The organism is Bradyrhizobium hipponense (assembly GCF_008123965.1).
GTDB lineage: Bacteria > Pseudomonadota > Alphaproteobacteria > Rhizobiales > Xanthobacteraceae > Bradyrhizobium > Bradyrhizobium hipponense.
The window spans coordinates 1-20197 of record NZ_VSTH01000038.1 but is presented as its reverse complement, the minus strand read 5'-3'; the positions used below and the strand labels follow the sequence as shown (position 1 = coordinate 20197).

The following is a 20197-nucleotide window of genomic DNA, read 5'->3' as shown; positions in this document are numbered from 1 at the left end:
CTGCACTCTCTCGCCGACCCGAAGCCTCGGATAGAGTTCGTCGAGGGAGTGATCATGGAAGGACTTCAAATTGGACCCGACTCTTCTCTGGCAGCCGGCCAGCAGTTCCACCTTGTTGCGAGCAGCCTGGCCCAGTTGCTTGAAACCGCGACGCGAGAGTTCGCGCGTGATCGGGAGGCGGCCAAGGCGTCGTTGGTCACAGCATCGCACATCCTGCAAGCGGAGATTGAACGCTGTTCAGGCGCTAACGGCTCCACAGAAGGCGGTCTGGCGGCATGGCAGGTCGCTCGCGTGCGAGCTTACGTTGACAGCAATTTACACCGCACCATTCACATTCGGGATCTCAGTGCGGTCGCGCGTCGAAGCAAGGCGCACTTCTCTCGGAAATTCAAACTGGCCGTTGGCGAGTCGCCGCATGCCTACGTGGTGAAAAGGCGTCTCGAGAGAGCCTGCCATCTAATGATGACCAACGAGGCATCGCTGAGCGAAATAGCCTTGAGCGTTGGCTTTTCGGACCAAGCTCATCTATGCAGGCTCTTTAGACGGGCCTTTGGTCAAAGTCCGGCCCGCTGGCGACGCGAGCGCGGAATCCATGGCGAAGCCTCGAGAACCAGCGCGGGCGAGAACATCCCATGAGCGGTCAGCAGGGGAAAGTCCTGAGCTTCGGCCCCTTCGAGCTGTCGATCGGAAGCAGACTTCTGACAAATGGTTCCAAGGTCGTGCCGCTTGGCGCGCGCGCCATGGATCTCCTGATCGTCCTAGTGGAGCAGGCAAACAAGGTCGTCGACAAGAGAGCTCTGATCGAGTTCGTCTGGCCAAAGAGAGGAGCCGAACAGGTCAGCCTGCGCGTCCATATCTCGGCACTACGGAAGGCTCTCGCTCAGACTGACCCTGGCAGGCGATATATCGCGAACGTGCCCGGGCGGGGATACAGCTTCGTTGTTCCGGTAACGTCACTCTCCTCGCCAACGCCGGGGGATCTCAAGCCATCCTCGAGGTCCCAACTGCCTGCGCGCTTGATGCGGATGCTCGGACGAAGAGAGGCGCTCGCCGCAATCCAGATGAAACTGGCCGAGCAGAAGTTTGTGACGATCGTCGGTCCTGGTGGCATCGGCAAAACCACGGTAGCTGTGGGAGTTGCCCATGAGATGAGCGCTACCTTCAATGGCGAGCTTCATTTCGTCGACCTGAGTGCTCTCAGCGACGCTTGGCTCGTCGCACCAGCCGTGGCCGCGGCACTCGGTGTGTCGGTACAAACAAATAATGTCGTACCAGCCTTGATCGACCGTTTGCAGGATAGGCCAACGCTCATCATTCTCGACTGTTGCGAACACCTTATCGACGGGGCGTCGGCTTTGGCAGAAGAACTGATTCGCCGTGTCCCGACACTGCATTTGCTCGCTACCAGCCGGGAGGCGATGCGTGTTGAAGGTGAGCATGTCTATGAACTCTGCCCGCTTGAATGCCCTCCTGAAGACCGCAGCGTGTCGGCACACGATGCCCTGCAATATCCCGCGGTTCAACTGCTGGTCGACCGTGTGCGGGCCGTGCGAGGTGCCTTCGAGTTGGTCGATGCGGATGCGCCGATTGCCGCGGGAATGTGTCGGCGGCTTGATGGAATTCCATTGGCGATCGAACTCGCAGCCGGCAGGGTTGACATATTTGGCCTCAGCAAGACCGCGAGCTTGCTCGACGACCGACTAAACCTGTCATGGGTGGGGCGTAGAACGGCCCTGCCGAAGCACCAGACCTTAAACGCCGCGCTGGAGTGGAGCTATGATCTGCTCGGTGAAGCAGAGAAGCGCGTACTGAGCCGGCTTAGTGTTTTTGCCGGCGGATTTATGTTCGAAGCTGCGGTCGCTGTTGTCGCTGACGAGATGATAGATGAAGCACATGTCTCGGATTGCCTTTGGGAGCTTCGTTCGAAATCGATGATTGCCGCTCGAGGGCAGGAAGGGCGGCTGCGTCTACTCGACACCACTCTTGCTTTTGCTTCACAGCGGCTTGCCAAAAGCGATGAAGGAAACCACTGTCGCCGGCGCCACGCCCTCTACTTCTTCGACTTGTTCAAACAAGGCGCTTCAATGGATATGCCTGAAAGGCTCAGGGCGCTTGGGGGCGAGGTCGACAATCTCAGAGCCGCCCTGAACTGGGCTTTTTCAATCGAGGGTGATGCGAAAATTGGCGTTGAACTTGCTGCCGCCTCGGCAAGCACCTGGATGGCAATTGCTCTTCTTACCGAATGCCGGGAGTGGATGACGAAAGCCATCAGTCGACTCGACGATGCAAGTGCCGGCTCCCGGCAAGAAATGATAATTCAGTCCGCACTCGCCAGTTGCATGATGTTTACAGATGGTATGACCGAAGAGTCGTACGCGAGCTGGGCGAAAGCGCGCCTTCTTGCCGAGTGCCTCAACGACACCGAATGCCAGCTCGATTCTCTGCTTGTTCTCTGGGCTCACCAGATACGGGTTCCAAGTTATGCCGAGGCAACAGAATTGGCAGATCGATGCGGCGATGTCGCTGAGGGGAGCGGCAATCGTGGCGCGATCGCAACGGCCAATTACATGCGCGGCGTAACATACCACCACATTGGGCGAATATTGCAGGCCGAAACTCATTTCGAATTGTCCCTGCATCGCGATGATGAAGCGTCTCGACAATCTCTCATCAAGCGGTTTGGCTACGATCGGAAAGTCGACGCCCTGGCCGTATTGGCCAACCTGGCCTGGCTCCGGGGCTGTCCTGATCAGGCGCGGCGCCTTAGCCTGATGTCGATCGCTGAGGCACGCCAACTAGATCACGCGGTACCGCTCTGCGTGGCGCTCGCCTGGGCAAGCTTCAACACGTACCTGACAAGTCCGGACGATCTCGAGACTGAAGCGCTCGCCAACGAACTTGTCGACTACGCTGGAAAATACGCCGTGGAGAGCTATCACGGCTTTGGCCTCAGCATGCAGGCTCTCTGCAGAGTCAGGCGGGGCGAGGGCGATGCAGCTTCGGCGACGCTCTACCGCGGTTTGGAGAAGTTGTCAGCGGCGCGCTATGGAGTCTTCAATTGGATCCTGCAAGCAGAGTTTGCAAGATGTACGGCGGTCGCCGGTCGGCCCCGGCAAGCACTTGCTGTCTTCGAACGAGCGAAGGTCAATCTTGACGATACCCAATGGTACGCTCCGGAGCTGCGTCGTATCAGGGGCGAACTGGCCCTTGGCAACGACGAGGGACTTGCAGTTGGCAGGCAGTATTTTCTCAGTGCGCTCGAACTATCGGACAGACAAGCGAGCTTGTCGTGGGCGCTCAGGGCCGCGACCAGCCTTGCAATTGTCGAAAAGTCGGCCGGGCGAAAGGAGGCCGCGTGGCGGACCTTACAGGCCACTCACGCGAAATTTCGAGAGGGGTTTGATACTTCCGATCTACGGTTGGCCACGCAGGTATTGAACGGCTCATACCGGCCCGATAGCGCCATCAACTCGTTACACTGACCGCTTGTTGCTGGAGGAGGTTTCGGCTAACATTTGATGGGGCGGGGTGCAAGCGGCCTAAGGCCATGCTCAGACGCCGCCTGGCGAATGAAACATTCATCGACCGGCCCTGCTCCGTGGCTTCGACGATTGCGCGCCCCGCAACGCGGATCAATAAACTCCAATTTATTTGTCCTCGAATCGTCCGCCCCTTACAATTTGCACAAGACTGACGGCGAACGATCGAATCGTCGAAGATCTTGGCGGAATAACTCATGTCGATTCAACAAATTGGCTCACCGGGTGCAATCCGGCTCCGGTTTGGCCCATTCGAGCTGAATGTCGCCGAGCGCTCTCTCAAGAAGGCAGACCAGGTCATTCCGCTTGGCGGCAGGGCCTACGACATCCTGATTGCTCTTCTCGAAAAGCCGGGTGAGGTTGTCGCGAAGGCCGAGCTGATCGCAAAGGCGTGGCCTGACGTAACGGTCGAGGAAGGCAGTCTTCGCGTCCATCTATCGGCGCTGCGCAAGGCACTTGGCGACGGTCAGTTCGGCGACAAGTATTTCGCGAATATCCAGGGGCGCGGCTATAGCTTCATCGCGCCGATCACGCGTCTTCCCGCGGACCGCGACAGGGGTGGCGCGTCTGAGGGATTGTCCAACCTGCCGCCCGCACTGGGCCGCATGGTCGGTCGCGACGATGTTGTTCGTAAAATTCAAGTCAGGCTCCAGACGGAACGTCTGATCACGATTCTGGGTGCCGGCGGCATAGGCAAAACGACGGTTGCTCTGGCCGTCGGACACTCGGTGCTGGCGCGCTTCTCCGGTGCGGCTTCCTTTGTCGACCTTTCGATAGTTAGCGACAAGGAGCAGGTCATAGGCGCCATCGCTTCTGCGATCGGGCTCGGTCCGCAGTTAGTCGATCCAAAGGAAGCGTTGCTTGAATTTCTACGCCCTCGCAGGGGGCTTATCATTCTTGATAGTTGCGAGCATCTGATCGAGAAAACCGCAGAGATCGCCGACTATATTTTTCAAAATACCACCGACGTCTACATAATTGCGACCAGCAGGGAGGCGTTGCACGTCCCTGGTGAAAACGTACTTCGTCTTTGTCCACTGGATTGCCCGCCAGAGCAGCAGCCGGGACAGACCGCGTCAGAGGTGCTTGCCCATCCGGCTGCACGGTTGTTCGCTGAGCGTGTCAGTGCTCGCCGCGGCGACTTTTCGCTCGGTGACGACGAAGCCCCCATGGTTGCCGAGATTTGCCGCAAGCTTGACGGCATTGCGCTCGCCATCGAGCTCGCCGCCGGAAGGGCCGCTATCTTTGGCGTCGGGAACACGGTGGAAAGACTGGGTTCACGCCTCGATCTCTTGAAGTTCGGCCGACGAACCGCAAATCCACGGCATCAAACGCTCATCGCAACGCTGGACTGGAGCCACGACCATCTTTCGGAGATCGAACGAGTCCTCTTGCGACGTGTCGCAATTTTCGTGGGGCACTTCACGCTGGAGGCAGCGCTCGCCGTGGCGGAGGAAGTGGGGATAGACAGGTCTGAGATCGCGGGTGCGTTAGTAAATCTCGTCAATAAATCCCTGATTGAGGTTTGGACCAGCTCTCGGGGACCGCGCTACCGGTTGCTTGATACGACGCGCGCCTACGCTTTGGAGAAGTTGGCCACCAGTGGCGAGCAAGATTCTATTGCTGAGCGGCACGCGAGCTTCTCGATTCAAATGCTGGAAGGCAACCCGGTCAACCTCTTCGATCTGGAGTCCACAGAAGCGGCAGCCAACGCCGTGCGAGACCATCTTGGAAATATCCGCGCCGCGCTTGAATGGAGCTTTGGTCCCAATGGAAACGACCTTAAAGCCATAAGATTGGCGGCTGCAGCTTCGCAGCTACTCCTGGCCATGTGGCTTCTTTTGGAATGCCGAACATGGATGGAGAAGGCGATCGACCGGATGACGCCGGACTGCGATCCTCGGCATCAGATGAAGATTCAGGCAGCGCTGGCTTTGTCGCTTATGTATACCGAAGGGAATAGTGAGAGGGTTCGCGAGGCTTTCCATGCAGCGCTGAACTTTGGGCAGCGGCATGAAGATACGCGTCTGCATTTGTCTCTACTTAGCGGAATGTCGATGTATCTTCATGGCATTGTCGACGCGGCAGGAACGTATGAACTCGCGCTTCGTAGCGAGGCCGTCGCACGGAAAACCGGAAGTCCAGACGATGCGGCCATCGCTGATTCCATGCTGGGGGCAGCATACTGTCTGCGTTCTGACCAACTGCGGGCGCAAGAGCATCTGAAACGGTCATTGCATGGCTTGCCTCAGCTCCGACGGTTCAACGCGAGCCAATACTTGTTCGATTTTCGGAGTTCTTCGCTTAGCGTTCTTACCCATTCACTTTTTTTCTCTGGCCATCTCGACCAAGCCGTCGACTGTGCCAAAATGAACATTGAGGAGGCCGCAAGGTCAGGGCATCCAATTGGACTGTTTCGGTCGCTCACCCACCCGATGCGGCTCTATTTTTGGATCGACGATTTAGAGCAGGTCGAACTTAATCTTTCAAAGCTTGAGCATACCGCTGAGAGCTATTCGTTGGCACCAGCTCGTGCGGTCGCTTTGGGGCTTAGGGGCCGCTACTTGGTCCGTGTCGGCCGAATGGCAGATGGCATACAACTTCTGCAAGAGAGTTTGGAGAAACTTGCAATTCACCGGCACGAAGTACTGACGAGCGATTATATCTCTGAATTAACGGTTAGCTTGGCGAAGCAAAACGCGCGCGCGGAAGCATTGACGCTTATCGATCGATCGATTGCCGCTGTTATCAAGGCCAAGAAGCCTCTTCACCTGCCCGCATTCTTCCTGGCGAAAGGCTCGGCGTTCGCGTCCGGGGACGGGCCCGAGAGTCTCTTGGCAGAGGAGTTTTTTGCGAAGGCGATGATGCAGGCACGGCAAGAATCAGAGCTGCCGTTCGAATTGCGTGCTGGATTGGAACTTGCGCATATCTGGATAGGGCGCGACGAAGTGCAGAGGGCCCATGATTTGATCAGTCCCGTCTACAGTCGGTTCTCCGAAGGTCTCACTACACCCGATCTCATTTTGGCTAGGCGAATCCTCGAACAGACGAGCGTTCGGGCGCGGCAAACCGGGCGAAGGGTGGCGAAATCATCAGGCAGAGCGAAAGCTTGAACGGACGGTTGCCCGAATGGCAAATAATTGAAACACAAGCCGAATCCAAAACGTCGTTTGTTTCTAGCGCTGCGACCACCGAAACTCTCGAGGGGTAGTGCCGAGCATATGACGGAAATGACGCGCCAGATGACCTTGGTCGAAAAAGCCCACGGCGAACGCAATTTCCGCTAACGGAAGATCCGTTTGAACCAACATCTCCTGGGCACGTTCGATTCGCTTTTGCGTGAGATAGGCATGCGGGGGCATCCCGGCGGATTGCTTAAATTGTCGCGCAAAATGATGCACTGATAGTCCGGCGACTCCAGCCAGCGTCGACAGATCGATGCTTTCGCCCAAATGCACTTCGACGAATTCCCGCACCCGACGCATCGCTCCGGGCGACAATCCGCCCTGTGCTTGCGGTGCTGGTGGCAGCTTTGAAATATCGATCGAGCCCAGGCGCGGGCGCGTGTGCAGGTTGGCGTCAGTCATGGGGTGACCGGGTGGAGTCACAAGCGCTGGCCGGCTGTCATTACTGCCGGCGATCAGCAATCGCGCAGCGATATCGGTCGGGTCCTGGCGCCGGAAGAGGTCGATGTTTCGCTCGAAAATCGACCACAAGCTGGTACCTGCATGGAGCCCGCGATCATCGAGCATGAGGGACGTGCGCGCGGCCCGGTTTGCGCCGACGATGCGTTGGTTGCCGGCAACCGCCAGCAGCATATCTGAAGCGCCTCCTTCCGGCGGCGCTACCGCGACGATCCACTCTCGACGAAACTGCTCACGAAAAAATCGTTCTTCTATCGCGCGCGCCGATCGTACCGTGAGCACGCCGGTCAGCGCGTGCGCTCGTTCGGAGAGTTCAGGATCGATGGCAGAGACGTCCAGGACTGCAATCAGTCGCCCATCGACCCCGAACACCGGCGCGCCAGAGCAGCTCAAGTTAATGTGTCTGGACCTGAAATGCTGGCTTCTGTGAACGGTGACAGGCCGCTCTTCGGCGATGACGGTGCCGATGCCGTTTGTGCCCTCCACCTCCTCGGACCAAACCCCGCCGAGCCAGGTTCCCCAATATTGGAACTGGCTTGCCAGCGCGTTTTCACCACGATGCGCGACTGCGACGCCCGAGCTATCACAGAGCAAGACGGTGTATCCAGCCTCACGAACCACCTCGTACAATTCATCTATCTCCTGCCGGGCAGTGAAGATGAGCTTATCCAGCGGTTCGCGAAAATGTTTCAGCTCAGCAGGCGTGAGGATGCGTGGCGCCTGGCTATCGAGTGGATCGAGGCCGTGTTTTTTTGCTGATCTTTGCCAGGAGCTTGATACCGGTTGTATCCCCAGCGGAGGCGCTGCCCCCTCGGCAACCGAATAAACGTGTTCAGCGTGCCCCGCGATAGTGTCGAGCGAGCTCGCAGACCGCTCCAAGAGTCCCATCACCGCACCCGGTTTACTATGGACGCGCTCCTGGCGACGGCGCGCCGTCCAGTTCTCGACCGTGGCGAAACGCGTTGTCGCGGTGAACGGCGCCGCAGCTCCTCAAAACCGCGGACACCAAAAGGCATTGTCGTGGCGGTATCATGATACGCCATGCGAACCACCCCTCGATCGCCGAAGGCGATTAGCGGAGCTGTGTCCGCCAATTTAGCAAAGTGCGCGCAAATTGCCGATTCCGAAGTAGCCAGATTTGGACAATCGAGCCCGACCCGTCTCTTAAAGGCGCAACAGGCCAAAATTCCACATGAAATAAGCAAAGGCCTCCGGGCCGGATCAAACTCCTCCAAGAGGGCATTGATCATTCGGGGGATGCTTACGCCGCCAGATATGCCTTCCTGCGGATTTGTGCTCCGTTCCGAGGATGCCGAGAGCACTATGATTGATTATTCGACATCTGGGCGCCGCGCCCCTTGCGCAGTTTAGCCCCGCGACCGGCTGTGATCACCAACAGGGGCTAGTCCGGCGATGGAGATGACCTTGTCTCGCAGCATAGCGAAGAGCCGAACGCGAGGTCGCAAGCTTCACTTGACTGAAGCGAAGGCGCGCGTTGGTCGGGCTCGCAAGACCCGCGCCGATCTCGAACAGGAGCTCAAAGTATCCAGACGAGAGATCGCCGACGCGCGTGAGCGCCTCGCCGAGGCGAAGATGCAGCAGCGCGCCACCTCCGAGATGCTGCGGCTGATCTCGAACTCGCCGATTCAGTCGGTGCTGGACACGGTGGCCGAAAATGCCGCCCGCCTGTGCGATGCGAACAATGTGGAGATCTTCCGCCTGGAGGACAACCTTCTTCGGTTGGCAGCTTCATACGGGGAAATTCCAGTGGTTATCCATGCCTATCAGGGCGTTCCCGTAAATCGAGACACGGTGACCGGACGGGCCGCATGCGATCGTCGGACCATTCATGTCCATGATCTCGCTGCAGAGGAGGGCGAGTACCCGGTGGGCAGCAGTAACGCAAAACGCGAGGGCCACCATACCACGCTTGGCACGCCGTTATTGCGCGAAGGTACCCCCGTTGGGATAATTCTAGTACGGCGAATGGAGGTCCGACCGTTCTCCGATCAACAGATCGCGCTTCTCGAGACCTTCGCCGATCAGGCGGCTATCGCGATCGAAAACGCGCGCCTGTTCAACGATCTCCAGGAGCGGGAGGCTAGGATTCGACGCCTGGTCGACTCGAACATCATCGGCATTTTTATCGGAGATTCTCGGGGCCGGATCATCGAAGCCAATGATGCCTTTCTGGGGATGCTGGGCTACGACCACGATGACGTTACCTCCGGTCGGATGCGTTGGACAAAATTGACACCCACCGAGTGGGTTCTTGCCGACGAAGATGCGTTGGCCCAGCTGAGCTTGACCGGAACCTGCAGACCTTACGAAAAGGAGTATTGCCGCAAAGACGGCAGCCGTGTCCCGGTTCTGGTCGGCGGCGCATTTTTCGAGAGAAAGGCAGACGAGGGAGTCGTCTTTGTCATCGACATGAGCGACCGCAAGCGCGCCGAAGGGGCATTGCGGGAACGCGAAGCGAAGATCCGGCGCTTGGTCGATTCCAATATCATCGGGATTTTCACTACAGGCTTGGAAGGTCGGGTCCTTGAGGCCAATGACGCGTTTCTTCGTCTCGTAGGACATGATCGGGACGATCTTCTTTCAGGTCGTGTACGCTGGACGGACCTGACCCCACCGGAATGGCACGAGCACGACGAGCGCGCCCTACGGGAGCTATACTCCAATACGGTAGCTCAGCCTTATGAGAAAGAGTTTTTCCGAAAAGACGGCAGCCGCGTTCCCGTGCTTATTGGAGGCGCGTTGTTCGAAGAGGGTGGCGACGAGGGCGTCGCGTTCGTCCTCGATTTGACGGAGCGAAAGCGGGCCGAGCAAGCACTGCGAGAGAGCGAATACAGGCACCGCCAAATCATCGATACGGTACCGAGCCTTCTCTGGTCGGCGGGGCCCGACGGCGAACCGACCTACGTCAATCAGCGCATTCTGGACTATACCGGCACGCAACAGGAGGATTTTAAGCATCGTGGTTGGGAGGCATTCCTGCACCCGGACGACCTTCCGGAAACTGCACAGGATTTCTATCGGGCAGTTCAGACCGGCACGTCCCACGAGGCTGTGCACCGTGTGCGTAGGTCCGACGGCGAGTATCGTTGGCACCATACTCGTGCGGAGCCCCTGCGCGATCAACTGGGACGCATCGTCCAGTGGCATGGCGTTTCTGTTGACATCGATGAGCGAAAGAAGGCCGAAGAGCGGCTACGTCGCAGCGAAACCTATCTGGCGGAAGCACAAAGGCTGAGTCACAGCGGTGTGGCGGCCTACAACGTGACGGCGATTCTATATGGGTCGGAGGAGACATACCGCATCTGGGGATTTGACCCGGCGCAGGGTGTTCCGACCCGCGAAGCCATATTCCAACGGGTCCACCCCGACGACCGGGGTGCGTTGTACGGAGAAGTTGAACGCGCGGTGAGCGAGAAAAGAGACTACAAGGCTGCGTACAGGATCGTGCTCCCCGATGGGACAACCAAACACATCGAAGTAATCGGCCGTCCTGCGTTTGCCGCGAGCGGAGAACTAGTCGAGATTGTCACTACCCAGATCGATGTGACGGAGCGCAAGCGCGCCGAGGAAGCATTGCGTACAGTAGAGGCAGAAGCTCGCGAAAGCGAGCGGCGCTACCGTGAGGCGCAACTGGAGCTCGCGCATGCCAACCGCGTCGCGACGACGGGCCAGTTGACGGCCTCGATCACCCATGAAGTGAACCAGCCGATCACGGCGGCAGTCACGTACGCGTTAGCCGCTCGGCGTTTCCTAAGCGCCGAGCCACCGAACCTTCGCGAGCTGGATGACGTGCTCTCTCTTATTGTAAGGGAGGGGAATCGCGCAGGCGAGGTGGTCGGGCGAATCCGCGCACTCATTAAGAAGGCGCCCGCACGAAAGGACGCCGTAGCGATCAACGATGCCATCCTCGAGATTATTGCTCTCACGCGTGCGGAGGCCGCAAACAATAGCGTCGCGGTGCGGACGCAACTCGCAGAAGGCTTGCCGCCTGTCCAGGGAGATCGGGTCCAGCTGCAACAGGTATTGCTTAACTTGATCATCAATGCCATCGAAGCGATGCGAGACGTCGGCGAAGAGGAGCGAGAATTGCTCATCAGCACCCGTAACGAACCGGATAGCGTGTCAGTCGAGGTGCGAGATTCAGGTCCTGGCTTCGCGCCAGAGACTCTTGACCGCGTGTTCGAAGCTTTCTACACCACGAAACCGAGCGGTTTGGGGCTTGGGCTGTCGATCTGCCGGTCGATTATCGAAGCGCATAACGGACGATTGTGGGCGAGCCATAACGTGCCACGTGGCGCTGTCTTTCGCTTCATTGCGCCGGCTCATCCTGCCGCCTCATCGTGAGTGGAATGCCGCTTCGGATGGAAAACAGGACAGACGTCGAGCCTAACAGGCGCCCTGATGATCGGTGGTGAGACGCATCGGATCATTACGGCGGATGCAGGTTGAGCGTTTGCGCTAGGCAACGCGACCCGGGTTATGCGGCTTTGTCGGCGTCAGCTGTAATTGGTCGGCCATGCGCGCCAAGTCAGGCAAGGACGAGGCCCGCATCTTGCGCATGACTTGGCCGCGATGAACTTTTACCGTGATTTCGCTCACGCCGAGATCGGCTGCGATCTGCTTGTTTAACCGCCCGGTCACCACGAACGCCATGACCTCACGCTCCCGCGGCGTCAACGTTTCGAAACGAACTTTAAGCTCTGCGATAGCTCGTTCCCGCTCAAGCCGCGCTTGGTCACGGGCATGACCAAGCTGAATCGCTTCAAGCAAATCCTGCTCTCGGAATGGCTTTGTCAGGAATTCGATCGCGCCACCCTTCATTGCCTGCACCGACATTGGAATGTCACCATGTCCGGTAATGAAGATGATTGGCAACTGCCTTTTGGCACCTGCCAGTTCGCGCTGCAGTTCGAGTCCACTCTGGCCGGGAAGCCGCACATCCAGCACCAGGCAAGCGGGTCCCTCTGGCCGTTGCGCCGCGAGAAATTCGCTCACCGAACCGAATAGGCTGACCCGAAAGCCCGCCGATTGAAGTAGCTTGCCTAATGAGTCCCGCACTCCCGGATCATCGTCGATGACCATCACTGTTGGCGGTTGCTCTACCACATGTTCCTCGTTGACATGCGCATTAGCTTTGCCAGTTCACGATGGAGCATAGCGAGATTATCGCGTGGGCGATAGAGGGGAGGACGAGCCCAATTCGGTTCCGCGGATCGCAGCCATCGGCGAACCGGCCGGTTGAAGTCGGCCGGTGTTCTGCGACAGACGCCAGGTGCCGCCAAAGTCGGCCCGACTGGCAGCCCAACCTTTGTATAGTGTGCATGCGCCTATTTGGTAACCGACCCTTCCGCCGGATCAATTGTGAGTGCCAACGTGTGCCGTTATGGTCAGGCTCTCCTCCCTCGAGGCCGATCACTCCTGCGGCCTCTCTTGCCCCTCCAGCGCGGTCTACGCTGGAGGGGCCTCTTGCGAGCTAACAGGGGTCAGAGTCAACGAGGGGTCTATGCCCGTGGCGCCGCTTGCTCCATGGACGACCAGATTTCCGGCCACCGAAGTCAATCGTTGAGTACCTATACATTTGTACAATCGAAACACGTAGCGGTTGTGCCTAAGCTAGATAAGAAAGAGTCGTCACGGGCGATATCCCTTGCTCCGTGGAAGCTGCTCGCGGTTACCGGTCCTGCCAAGTGCCACATAGCCAACCAATAGTTGCCATAGTCGATGACGACCAAGCGGTTGGAAACGCAATCGAAGTTCTGATGCGTTCGATAGGGTTGGTCGCCCAGGCATTTTCGTCGGGGGAGGAGTTCTTGCGCTCACCCGAACTGAGCCGCACAGGCTGCCTGGTTGTCGACTTCGACATGCCCAAGATGAGTGGCCTTGATCTGCACAACAATTTGTCTCGATCGGGTAAAACGATTCCCACGATACTGATAACGGCCTATCCGAGCGATGAAATTCGTGCTCGCGCACTTCAAGCTGGGGTCATCTGCTATCTGCCCAAGCCGTTCGATGAGAGCGACCTCCTGAATTGTATTCAATCCGCGCTAGATCGCACAAAGGGGAATAGAGGCGCGCACTAGTTTGCCTATGTCGCGTCAATAGCCACTAGCCCGGCCAAAGGTCGCCTCCGCTGGCCACCGCCGATGCAACTCAATTCACATCGGCATCTCAGAGTGCGCGAACAAAAGATCTGTCCATTATCTGCGGACCGATCCTTGTGCAACCGGCGTCAGCGGCTGGACGCGCAGCGTAGGGCGGGTTGTGCAGCCGCATGCTGCTCGTTCTCGGTCATTGTCGTCGCAGCGGCGCGGCGTTCGGCTTCCTCCGCATTGAGCGCCATCGAGTTATACCAAGGTTTAGTTCGTGCTTTCCAAAGGCATGGGAAAGCCTACGAGCTTCGTAGTAGCCAACTTTACGCGCGCACAGTTGCAGCGTTTGCCGACCGGCGGTAGGCATACTTGGGAAATCCCTCATTTTGGCTGACACATGTCTGGCGCCGCCGTTCATAGGAAGCTGAAGTTCGGCCCTTTCGAACTTTCGATCGGCGAGAGGGTGCTCCGGCGCGACGGGCAGGCGCTCCCCCTCGGGGATCGGGCGCTGGATATTTTGATCTACCTTGCCGACCGCCCGGGTGAAGTCATCGCGAAGCAGGAGCTGATTGATCGCGTCTGGTCAGACGTCACCGTGGAGGAGGGGAGCCTCCGGGTCCACGTGGCCGCGATCCGCAAAGCGCTTGGTGATGGCCAATTTGGCAGCCGGTACATCGCAAACATCAAGGGCCGGGGCTATTCGTTTGTGGGCACCGTGGCCCCTCTTGGTGGCGGCACGGAAAGCAGGACCGCCAAGTTTCGGCACCAAGGCAGACTCCCCGTGCGACCGGTCATGCTGATTGGGCGCGAAACGGTCGTCAGCGAGGTTAGCGATAAGCTTCGAAATGAGCGGTTCGTGACACTGCTCGGCCCCGGCGGCATTGGCAAGACGACCGTTGCCTTGGCTGTTGGCCGCGCCGTTGCCGAAGAGTTTGGCGGAGAGGTCTACCTCGCAGACTTGGAAAGCCTTACCGATCCGCAGCATGTCGCGGGGGCTGTCGCGACATCCCTGGGACTTGCACTCAAATCGAAAGAACCCGGCTCGGAGCTGATCGACCTCGTTCGTTCACGAAAGCTCCTTATCATTCTCGATAGCTGTGAGCATGTGATCGAGGCGATCGCATTGCTCGCCGAGCAACTCTACCAGGAAACGGAGCAGATCTATCTTCTGGCCACGAGTCGCGAATTGCTCAAGGTAGAGGGCGAGCATTGTTGGCGGGTGCTTCCTCTTGATTTTCCACCAGATGACTCAGAGCAAACGGCAAATGCCGTGCTTCGATATCCGGCAGTGCAGTTGTTTGTACGGCGTGTGGCGGCGAAGGCAGGAAGCGTCCTTCTCACCGACGAGGAGGCGCCGTTTGTCGGGGAAATGTGCCGAAATCTCGATGGTATGCCGTTGGCAATTGAGTTGGCAGCGGGGCAGGTGGCCGCACTCGGCCTCAAGAGCACCGCTTCCCGCCTGGTGTCTCGGCCGGAATTGCTGAAACTAAGCCATCGGACGGCAGTTCCCAGACATCGGACCCTCAAGGCGACATTGGATTGGAGCTATGATCTGCTATCTGACGCAGAGAGGATTGTCTTTCGACGCATTGCTCCTTTCGTCGGCCATTTTACCTTGGAGGGCGCGCGGTATGTCGCAGGCAAACTCGGTGAAGACGCCGGTGAGATTTTCGACGCGATCGCCGGCCTGGTCGAGAAGTCGTTGATCGTAACTCGGCTTGACGATGGCCAGCAACGGTACCGACTGCTTGACCCGACGCGGGCATACGCACTCGGAAAATTGGAGGAGCATGACGAGCTCGATGTGATCTCCGGCCAACACGCGAAATACGTTGCGGAACTTCTCGAATCACAGAGGGAGATGATGCCGTCCTTGCCGAGAGCGAGGAGGACCGCAGCCTATTCCGACCAATTGAGCAGCATCCGTGCGGCGCTCGAATGGAGCTTTGGGCGACGCGGTGATGACGAGATAGCGACGCGACTGGCCGCGGCTTCAGCACAGGTATTTCTGGAGCTATCACTACTCATCGAAAGCCAAGCGTGGGCGGAACAGGCGATAGCGCGCCTTGGAATTCGAAATCAAGACTCTCGCCGGGCAATGGAAATCTATGCATCGTTATCGTCGGTATTGATGCATACTGAAGGTAACGATCAACACGTTCGAGCGTCTTTTTCGCGCGCACTGGAGATTGCGACCAATCTGGGGGACATCGCCTATGAGCTGAGGCTCCTAAGCGGACTCTTCATGTATTCGCATTGGACCATGGATATTCGTGGTGCGACCGACATCGCCGCCCGGAGCAGGGAATTGGCGCTGAAGACGCGGGACTCCGATGACATGGCGCTGGCAGAATCGATGCTGGCTGCCTCCAATCATCTGCTGGGAAATCACATCATCGCACAACAACACTGCGAGTCCGGTCTCCGCTACTCGCAGTCCGTTCCGCGCTTTCGACCCGGCCAGCACCTGTTTCACTACACTAGCTTCTTGCTCATCGGCATGGCACGTTCTTTGCTGTATAGCGGCTTGCTCGATCGATCACTGCAGTACGCGAAGCTCGCCTTAGAGGAAGGTGAAAAGTCGGGGCATCCGGCCACATTTTGCCGATCCCTGGCTCTGATCGTTCCTATCTTTCTGAACATGATGGACACTAGACGGTCGGATCAGTACATCGCCGAATTGAGCGATCTCTCGGCAGCGCACTCCTTGAAACCATACTCCGCCATAGCGACTGGTCTGCGAGGTCAATGGTTGCTTCTTCAAAACAATCTCCTTGATGCAATCTCCTTGCTGAAGAGGGCTTTGGAGGAGCTTCACGCTCAGCGTCAAGAAATGCTGAGTATGGATTTCGCCTGCGATCTGGCCGCAGCGCTCATGAAGGTTGGTGGGCACGAGCAGGCGTTGAGGCTGATCCTGGACGCAATCGACGTCCAGCAGCGCGTCGGAAAATTGCTGCACATGCCCGCCTTGTTCAGGATGAAAGGACTCATCTTGGCGTCTCGATCGGCCGAGCATCATTTCGAAGCGGAAGGGAGCCTGCTGTCCGCAATCGACTGGGCGAAACGCCAGTCTGCCACCCTATTTGAATTGAAGGCCGCGACGGACCTTGCCGAGCTATTGCTGGAACAGAGGCGCGTGTCAGAAGCCTACAAACATCTCAGGGCGGCTCTTGATCGAATGCCAACCGGAATTGTATCCCCCGACCACGAGCGCGCTCTGCAAGTCCTCAATCGACTCCAATCAGGCACCAAGGCCGTCGGCTAAAGCGGAGACTTCGACGATTGTGCGCTGTCTGCGCAGTCGGGTTCAAATCCTCGCATTCCAATACAAGCCCGAGCCTGAAGTCGGGTGCATGTTGTGGCAGGAATGGTCACAGCAGGGTTTGAATGCAATGGGCAGGCTGGTCGCGGACATCATTGTCGAAACCTTGCAGAATGCGGGCGTCAAGCATTGCTACGGCATCGTGGGCGACACGCTCAATCTGATCGCCCGCTCGCTCGAAAAAAGCGAAATCGAGTGGGTGTCGGTAAGACATGAAGAAGCAGGAGCGTTTGCCGCGCAGGCGGAGGCGCAGGCAGCAGATCGCTTAACGGCAGTCGCAGGCAGCTGCGGTCCCGGTAGTCTGCAGTTCATCAACGGGATATTCGAGGCCAATCGGAACCGTGCGCCCGTCATCCTGATCGCAAGTCAAATCGTTCGCGACGAATTGGGCTTCGATTTCATCCAGAGGTGGACTTCAGGCAGGTCTACAAGGACTGTAGCGTCTTCTGCGACATGATCCATACGCCGGAGCAGGCGCGCCGCAAGACCGTGATCGCCTGCCAAACGGCCCTGGCGAAACGCGGTGTCGCCGTTCTGATCGTGCCGGCGGATATCTCCGCATCCGTCGTGGATGATAATATCCCTTACTCGGTGCATGTCGCCAGGCCGGTCACACGGCCGAGCGACGCCGATCTCGCCGAGATCGCAGAAATCCTCAACAAAAGCGAAAATGTTGTGCTGTACGGCGGATCGGGCTGTCAGGGAGCGCACCAGGAGATTCTCGCGGTTGCCAACAAGCTGAAGGCGCCAATCGCGCACACGTCGCGGGCAAAGGACTTCCTTGAGTTTGACAATCCTTACAACATCGGAATGACCGGGATGCTCGGCAATGAGGCCGGCTACCATGCCCTGCTGGACTGCGATGCGTTGTTGATGCTGGGCGCAGACTTTGCTTGGCGACAATTCTACCCAGACAAGGCAAAGATCGTGCAGGTCGATATTGACCCGACCCATCTGGGACGACGTCATCCGATCACGAAGGGCGTAGTCGGCGATGTCAAGGCGACGATGGCGTCGTTGCTGCCCATGCTGGCCGAGCGCACCGACGACTCGTTCCGAAGCGCATACGTTAAGCGGCACGCGAAGTATCGGGAGTCGGAAAGGGCTAAAGTCGCTGTCGGCCACGATGGCAGCATTCCCGGAACCTATCTGACACAGGTGATGAGCCGCCACGCGGAAAAAGATGCGTTGTTCACGGCCGACGACGGTACCCCCGCCGCTTGGGCCTATCGCCATATCGACGCGAACGGTCAGCGCCGCATTTTCGCAAGCCTGCTTCATGGAACGATGGCCAATGGCATGCCGTCAGCGATCGGGCTCCAAAAAGCAGAACCCGGACGACAAGTTGTGTGCATGGCAGGTGACGGTGGAATTTCGATGCTGTTCGGAGATCTGATGACGGTCGTGCAGCAGGAGGTGCCGATCAAGATTGCCGTCTATGACAACGGCAAGCTTGGTTTTGTGGAGATTGAGCAGAAGGCCGAGGGGATGCTCGATACCTTCACGAAATTGAAGAACCCGAACTTTGCAGGGATTGCGCGCGCGTTAGGTCTCTGGGGCCAGGCGGTTTCGGATGCGGACCAGCTGGAGACCTCGGTCAAGGACTGGCTGGCGCAACCGGGACCAGCACTTCTGCACGTGCACGTCAACCCGATGCAGCTCGTCATGCCGCCATTCATGCGAGCCGGCGATCGGAATGGCGCTCTATTCGGCTCGCGCCATCCTGCGCGGCCGTGGAGGGGACGTCTGGGAAATGGTGAGGGAGAATTTTCTCTGATTGAAGGCGCGATGTGGCAGCGCGTCACCCCCAATCGAGCTGCCGCGCAGCATGCGTGTGGTCAAGAATCGCTGCCATGGGCTGACCGCGATTGCTCAATTCGCGGGAGCCATCGGCTGTGCCCATAGCCAGATATCTTATCGTTGTCGGAAGCGCGCTTGTGGTTCTTCTACTGATAGCCGGCTGGTCTTTGCCGGAGCCCCTGCCAAGTTTTTCTGAGCGGCCGGAGATCATCGACAGGGCGACTATTCGGATCAGATCTGAGCGCAAATGGCCGGAAAAGGTCGTCCTGGATACTAATCAGCCGACGATCGCAGCACCGTTCATTAAGGTGGCGCCGACCGAGCAGTCGGTCGCGCGCCTGCCCGACGAGATGACGGATCAAACGTCGGCGGACCCGCTGCCAAAGCCAAATCCTGATGTACGAGCGATCTATGCTCATCGCCGGCCCGCGCCAGCCAAGCGTAAGCCTGCAAGGGCAGTTCTATCGACGCATGTGGCCAAGGCCCGTCATCGCAACGAGTCCCCAACATGGGGCACGGGCGAGGAGTGCTGTCGATTGGAGTGGGCGGATAGGGCAACAATATCGAGAGCTGCATCGCGCAAGCGCATCGCACATCGGGCCCCATGGATGGGCTGGCATTTCCCGGAGGTAAATTGAAGGTCATGCCGCGTCTGTTAGCGTCATCCCATACTCCGTTGCTTGATTTGGCGCGATCAGAGAATGCGAGGACGCTACTATTTGCTCCTCTCGAAGGGGCGAGAGCAAAACCGCATTTCCCCTCTAAACAGGTCACGACTGAGCAAGATTGCTTTGGGTGTGTAGGATATCCCTGAGTTCGCGATGGGAGCACGATCGCCGACACCGTCGAGCAATCGAAGTCTCGCATCGAGAAGTGGCTTTCGAGCGCCATAGACCTTCGTATCGTTTCCGTGACGCCTTTGGATGCCGCACGATTACCTGCGTGCAATTGAGCCGTTAATCGCGATCGTCTTAAGTTGCATGCGTTGGAAAAGCGCACAGGCTGATGAAGTGCGACGGTGAAAAAGGGATGATCGACGAACAGCGACGATAGAATCAAGAGGAGGCTACAGTGCCAAACTGCTTCGAAAGCCTCAGATCTGGCAGAGCCGCGCGATGCGCTGTTTGCGATGGTAAGTCTGGTCTCGTTCGGCACTACTCGTGGCGAACCCAGCTTTGTTCGACGAAGTGCGTCGATCGCTTCAGGGCTCGCAGGGAAAGTGATCGCAGTTGGATGGGCTGGCTCCAAATCGCCTTTCGGCTGCCAGAGAACCGCGCGAGGGTTTCATGACGGTCCAGATCTCGCAACGGGGCAAGGAATATCTAGAGACAGCACGGACCTTGCTCCGCGCCGCCAAAACCATGACGGACCAAGCGATTGCGGGTCAGCTTAAGGCCCTTGCCGATGACTACGAGCGGCGAGCCGAGAAAGCTTCGTATGTTGATGCGGCCAAAGCATCCGCGCGATCGGCTGCCAGCGCTGAACGCGAGTGGACCTGATGAGCAGCTTCACAGCCCCACTTGCGGAAGAATGCCCAGTGACGTTGGGATGCGGGCGTGCGGCCCAGTCACGAGCTTTGTATTCCTTCGTTACCGTCTGCAGAGCTTCAAAGTTGCGGTGATATCCTAGATCGTTATGGAGTTATCATCGTCATCTAACGGCGGAATCGTTCTGCGGATCCCTTCTCTAACTAATGGTTTGGAGCGAGTATGGGAGAAATTATTCGATTTGTCTCAAAGTCTGAGCTTGAGCGAGTTCGCCTAACATTACAGTTGCGTT

At 58.1% G+C, this 20197-nt stretch carries 11 protein-coding genes; 9 read left to right on the top strand and 2 right to left on the bottom strand.

Going from position 1 to position 20197, the window contains the following annotated elements:
* Positions 1-54: 54 nt before the first annotated feature.
* The 3 genes from FXV83_RS11960 (at position 55) to FXV83_RS11950 (ending at position 6652) form a co-directional block, all read left to right on the top strand.
* Complete coding sequence (locus FXV83_RS11960) at positions 55-636, top strand: helix-turn-helix domain-containing protein (protein WP_148739378.1); 582 nt, start codon at positions 55-57, stop codon at positions 634-636.
* Complete coding sequence (locus FXV83_RS11955; RefSeq protein ID WP_148739377.1) at positions 633-3482, top strand: ATP-binding protein; 2850 nt, start codon at positions 633-635, stop codon at positions 3480-3482. Before FXV83_RS11960 ends, FXV83_RS11955 begins: the two co-directional genes overlap by 4 nt.
* A 254-nt stretch (positions 3483-3736) precedes the next feature.
* Complete coding sequence (locus tag FXV83_RS11950; protein ID WP_148739376.1) at positions 3737-6652, top strand: ATP-binding protein; 2916 nt, start codon at positions 3737-3739, stop codon at positions 6650-6652.
* A gap of 63 nt (positions 6653-6715) precedes the next feature.
* Here the strand turns inward: FXV83_RS11950 and FXV83_RS11945 are convergent, their stop codons facing one another.
* Entirely contained in the window at positions 6716-8071 is a 1356-nt protein-coding gene (locus tag FXV83_RS11945) for a helix-turn-helix domain-containing protein (RefSeq protein WP_148739375.1), read from the bottom strand.
* A gap of 585 nt (positions 8072-8656) precedes the next feature.
* On the opposite strand from FXV83_RS11945, the gene FXV83_RS11940 reads away from it, so the two are divergent.
* On the top strand, positions 8657-11548 hold the full coding sequence (locus tag FXV83_RS11940) for a PAS domain S-box protein (RefSeq protein ID WP_187435845.1): 2892 nt from the start codon (positions 8657-8659) through the stop codon (positions 11546-11548).
* 114 nt (positions 11549-11662) lie between these two features.
* Here the strand turns inward: FXV83_RS11940 and FXV83_RS11935 are convergent, their stop codons facing one another.
* Positions 11663-12310 carry a response regulator transcription factor gene (locus FXV83_RS11935; RefSeq protein ID WP_148739373.1) on the bottom strand — a complete coding sequence of 216 codons (648 nt, stop codon included), beginning with the start codon at positions 12308-12310 and terminating at the stop codon, positions 11663-11665.
* A gap of 548 nt (positions 12311-12858) precedes the next feature.
* Between FXV83_RS11935 and FXV83_RS11930 the strand changes: the two genes are divergently transcribed.
* The 5 genes from FXV83_RS11930 (at position 12859) to FXV83_RS11910 (ending at position 19917) form a co-directional block, all read left to right on the top strand.
* Positions 12859-13287 carry a response regulator transcription factor gene (locus FXV83_RS11930; RefSeq protein ID WP_347341047.1) on the top strand — a complete coding sequence of 143 codons (429 nt, stop codon included), beginning with the start codon at positions 12859-12861 and terminating at the stop codon, positions 13285-13287.
* Positions 13288-13693: 406 nt separating this feature from the next.
* Complete coding sequence (locus tag FXV83_RS11925) at positions 13694-16561, top strand: ATP-binding protein (protein ID WP_148739372.1); 2868 nt, start codon at positions 13694-13696, stop codon at positions 16559-16561.
* An 88-nt stretch (positions 16562-16649) separates the two neighbouring features.
* Positions 16650-17075 carry a thiamine pyrophosphate-binding protein gene (locus FXV83_RS43985; protein ID WP_235939417.1) on the top strand — a complete coding sequence of 142 codons (426 nt, stop codon included), beginning with the start codon at positions 16650-16652 and terminating at the stop codon, positions 17073-17075.
* Positions 17072-18523 (top strand): thiamine pyrophosphate-dependent enzyme, encoded by a 1452-nt coding sequence (locus FXV83_RS11920; protein WP_235939406.1) that lies wholly within the window; start codon positions 17072-17074, stop codon positions 18521-18523. The genes FXV83_RS43985 and FXV83_RS11920 overlap by 4 nt, the downstream gene beginning before the upstream one ends.
* Positions 18524-19704: 1181 nt before the next feature.
* Positions 19705-19917 carry a hypothetical protein gene (locus tag FXV83_RS11910; RefSeq protein WP_148739370.1) on the top strand — a complete coding sequence of 71 codons (213 nt, stop codon included), beginning with the start codon at positions 19705-19707 and terminating at the stop codon, positions 19915-19917.
* The last annotated feature ends 280 nt before the right edge of the window (positions 19918-20197 follow it).

Coding starts and splice junctions, on each gene's coding strand:
- FXV83_RS11950 (WP_148739376.1), top strand. CDS start 3,737: ATGTCGATTCAACAAATTGGCTCACCGGGTGCAATCCGGCTCCGGTTT.
- FXV83_RS43985 (WP_235939417.1), top strand. CDS start 16,650: ATGTTGTGGCAGGAATGGTCACAGCAGGGTTTGAATGCAATGGGCAGG.
- FXV83_RS11925 (WP_148739372.1), top strand. CDS start 13,694: ATGTCTGGCGCCGCCGTTCATAGGAAGCTGAAGTTCGGCCCTTTCGAA.
- FXV83_RS11960 (WP_148739378.1), top strand. CDS start 55: ATGGAAGGACTTCAAATTGGACCCGACTCTTCTCTGGCAGCCGGCCAG.
- FXV83_RS11910 (WP_148739370.1), top strand. CDS start 19,705: ATGACGGTCCAGATCTCGCAACGGGGCAAGGAATATCTAGAGACAGCA.
- FXV83_RS11920 (WP_235939406.1), top strand. CDS start 17,072: ATGATCCATACGCCGGAGCAGGCGCGCCGCAAGACCGTGATCGCCTGC.
- FXV83_RS11955 (WP_148739377.1), top strand. CDS start 633: ATGAGCGGTCAGCAGGGGAAAGTCCTGAGCTTCGGCCCCTTCGAGCTG.
- FXV83_RS11945 (WP_148739375.1), bottom strand. CDS start 8,071: ATGGGACTCTTGGAGCGGTCTGCGAGCTCGCTCGACACTATCGCGGGG.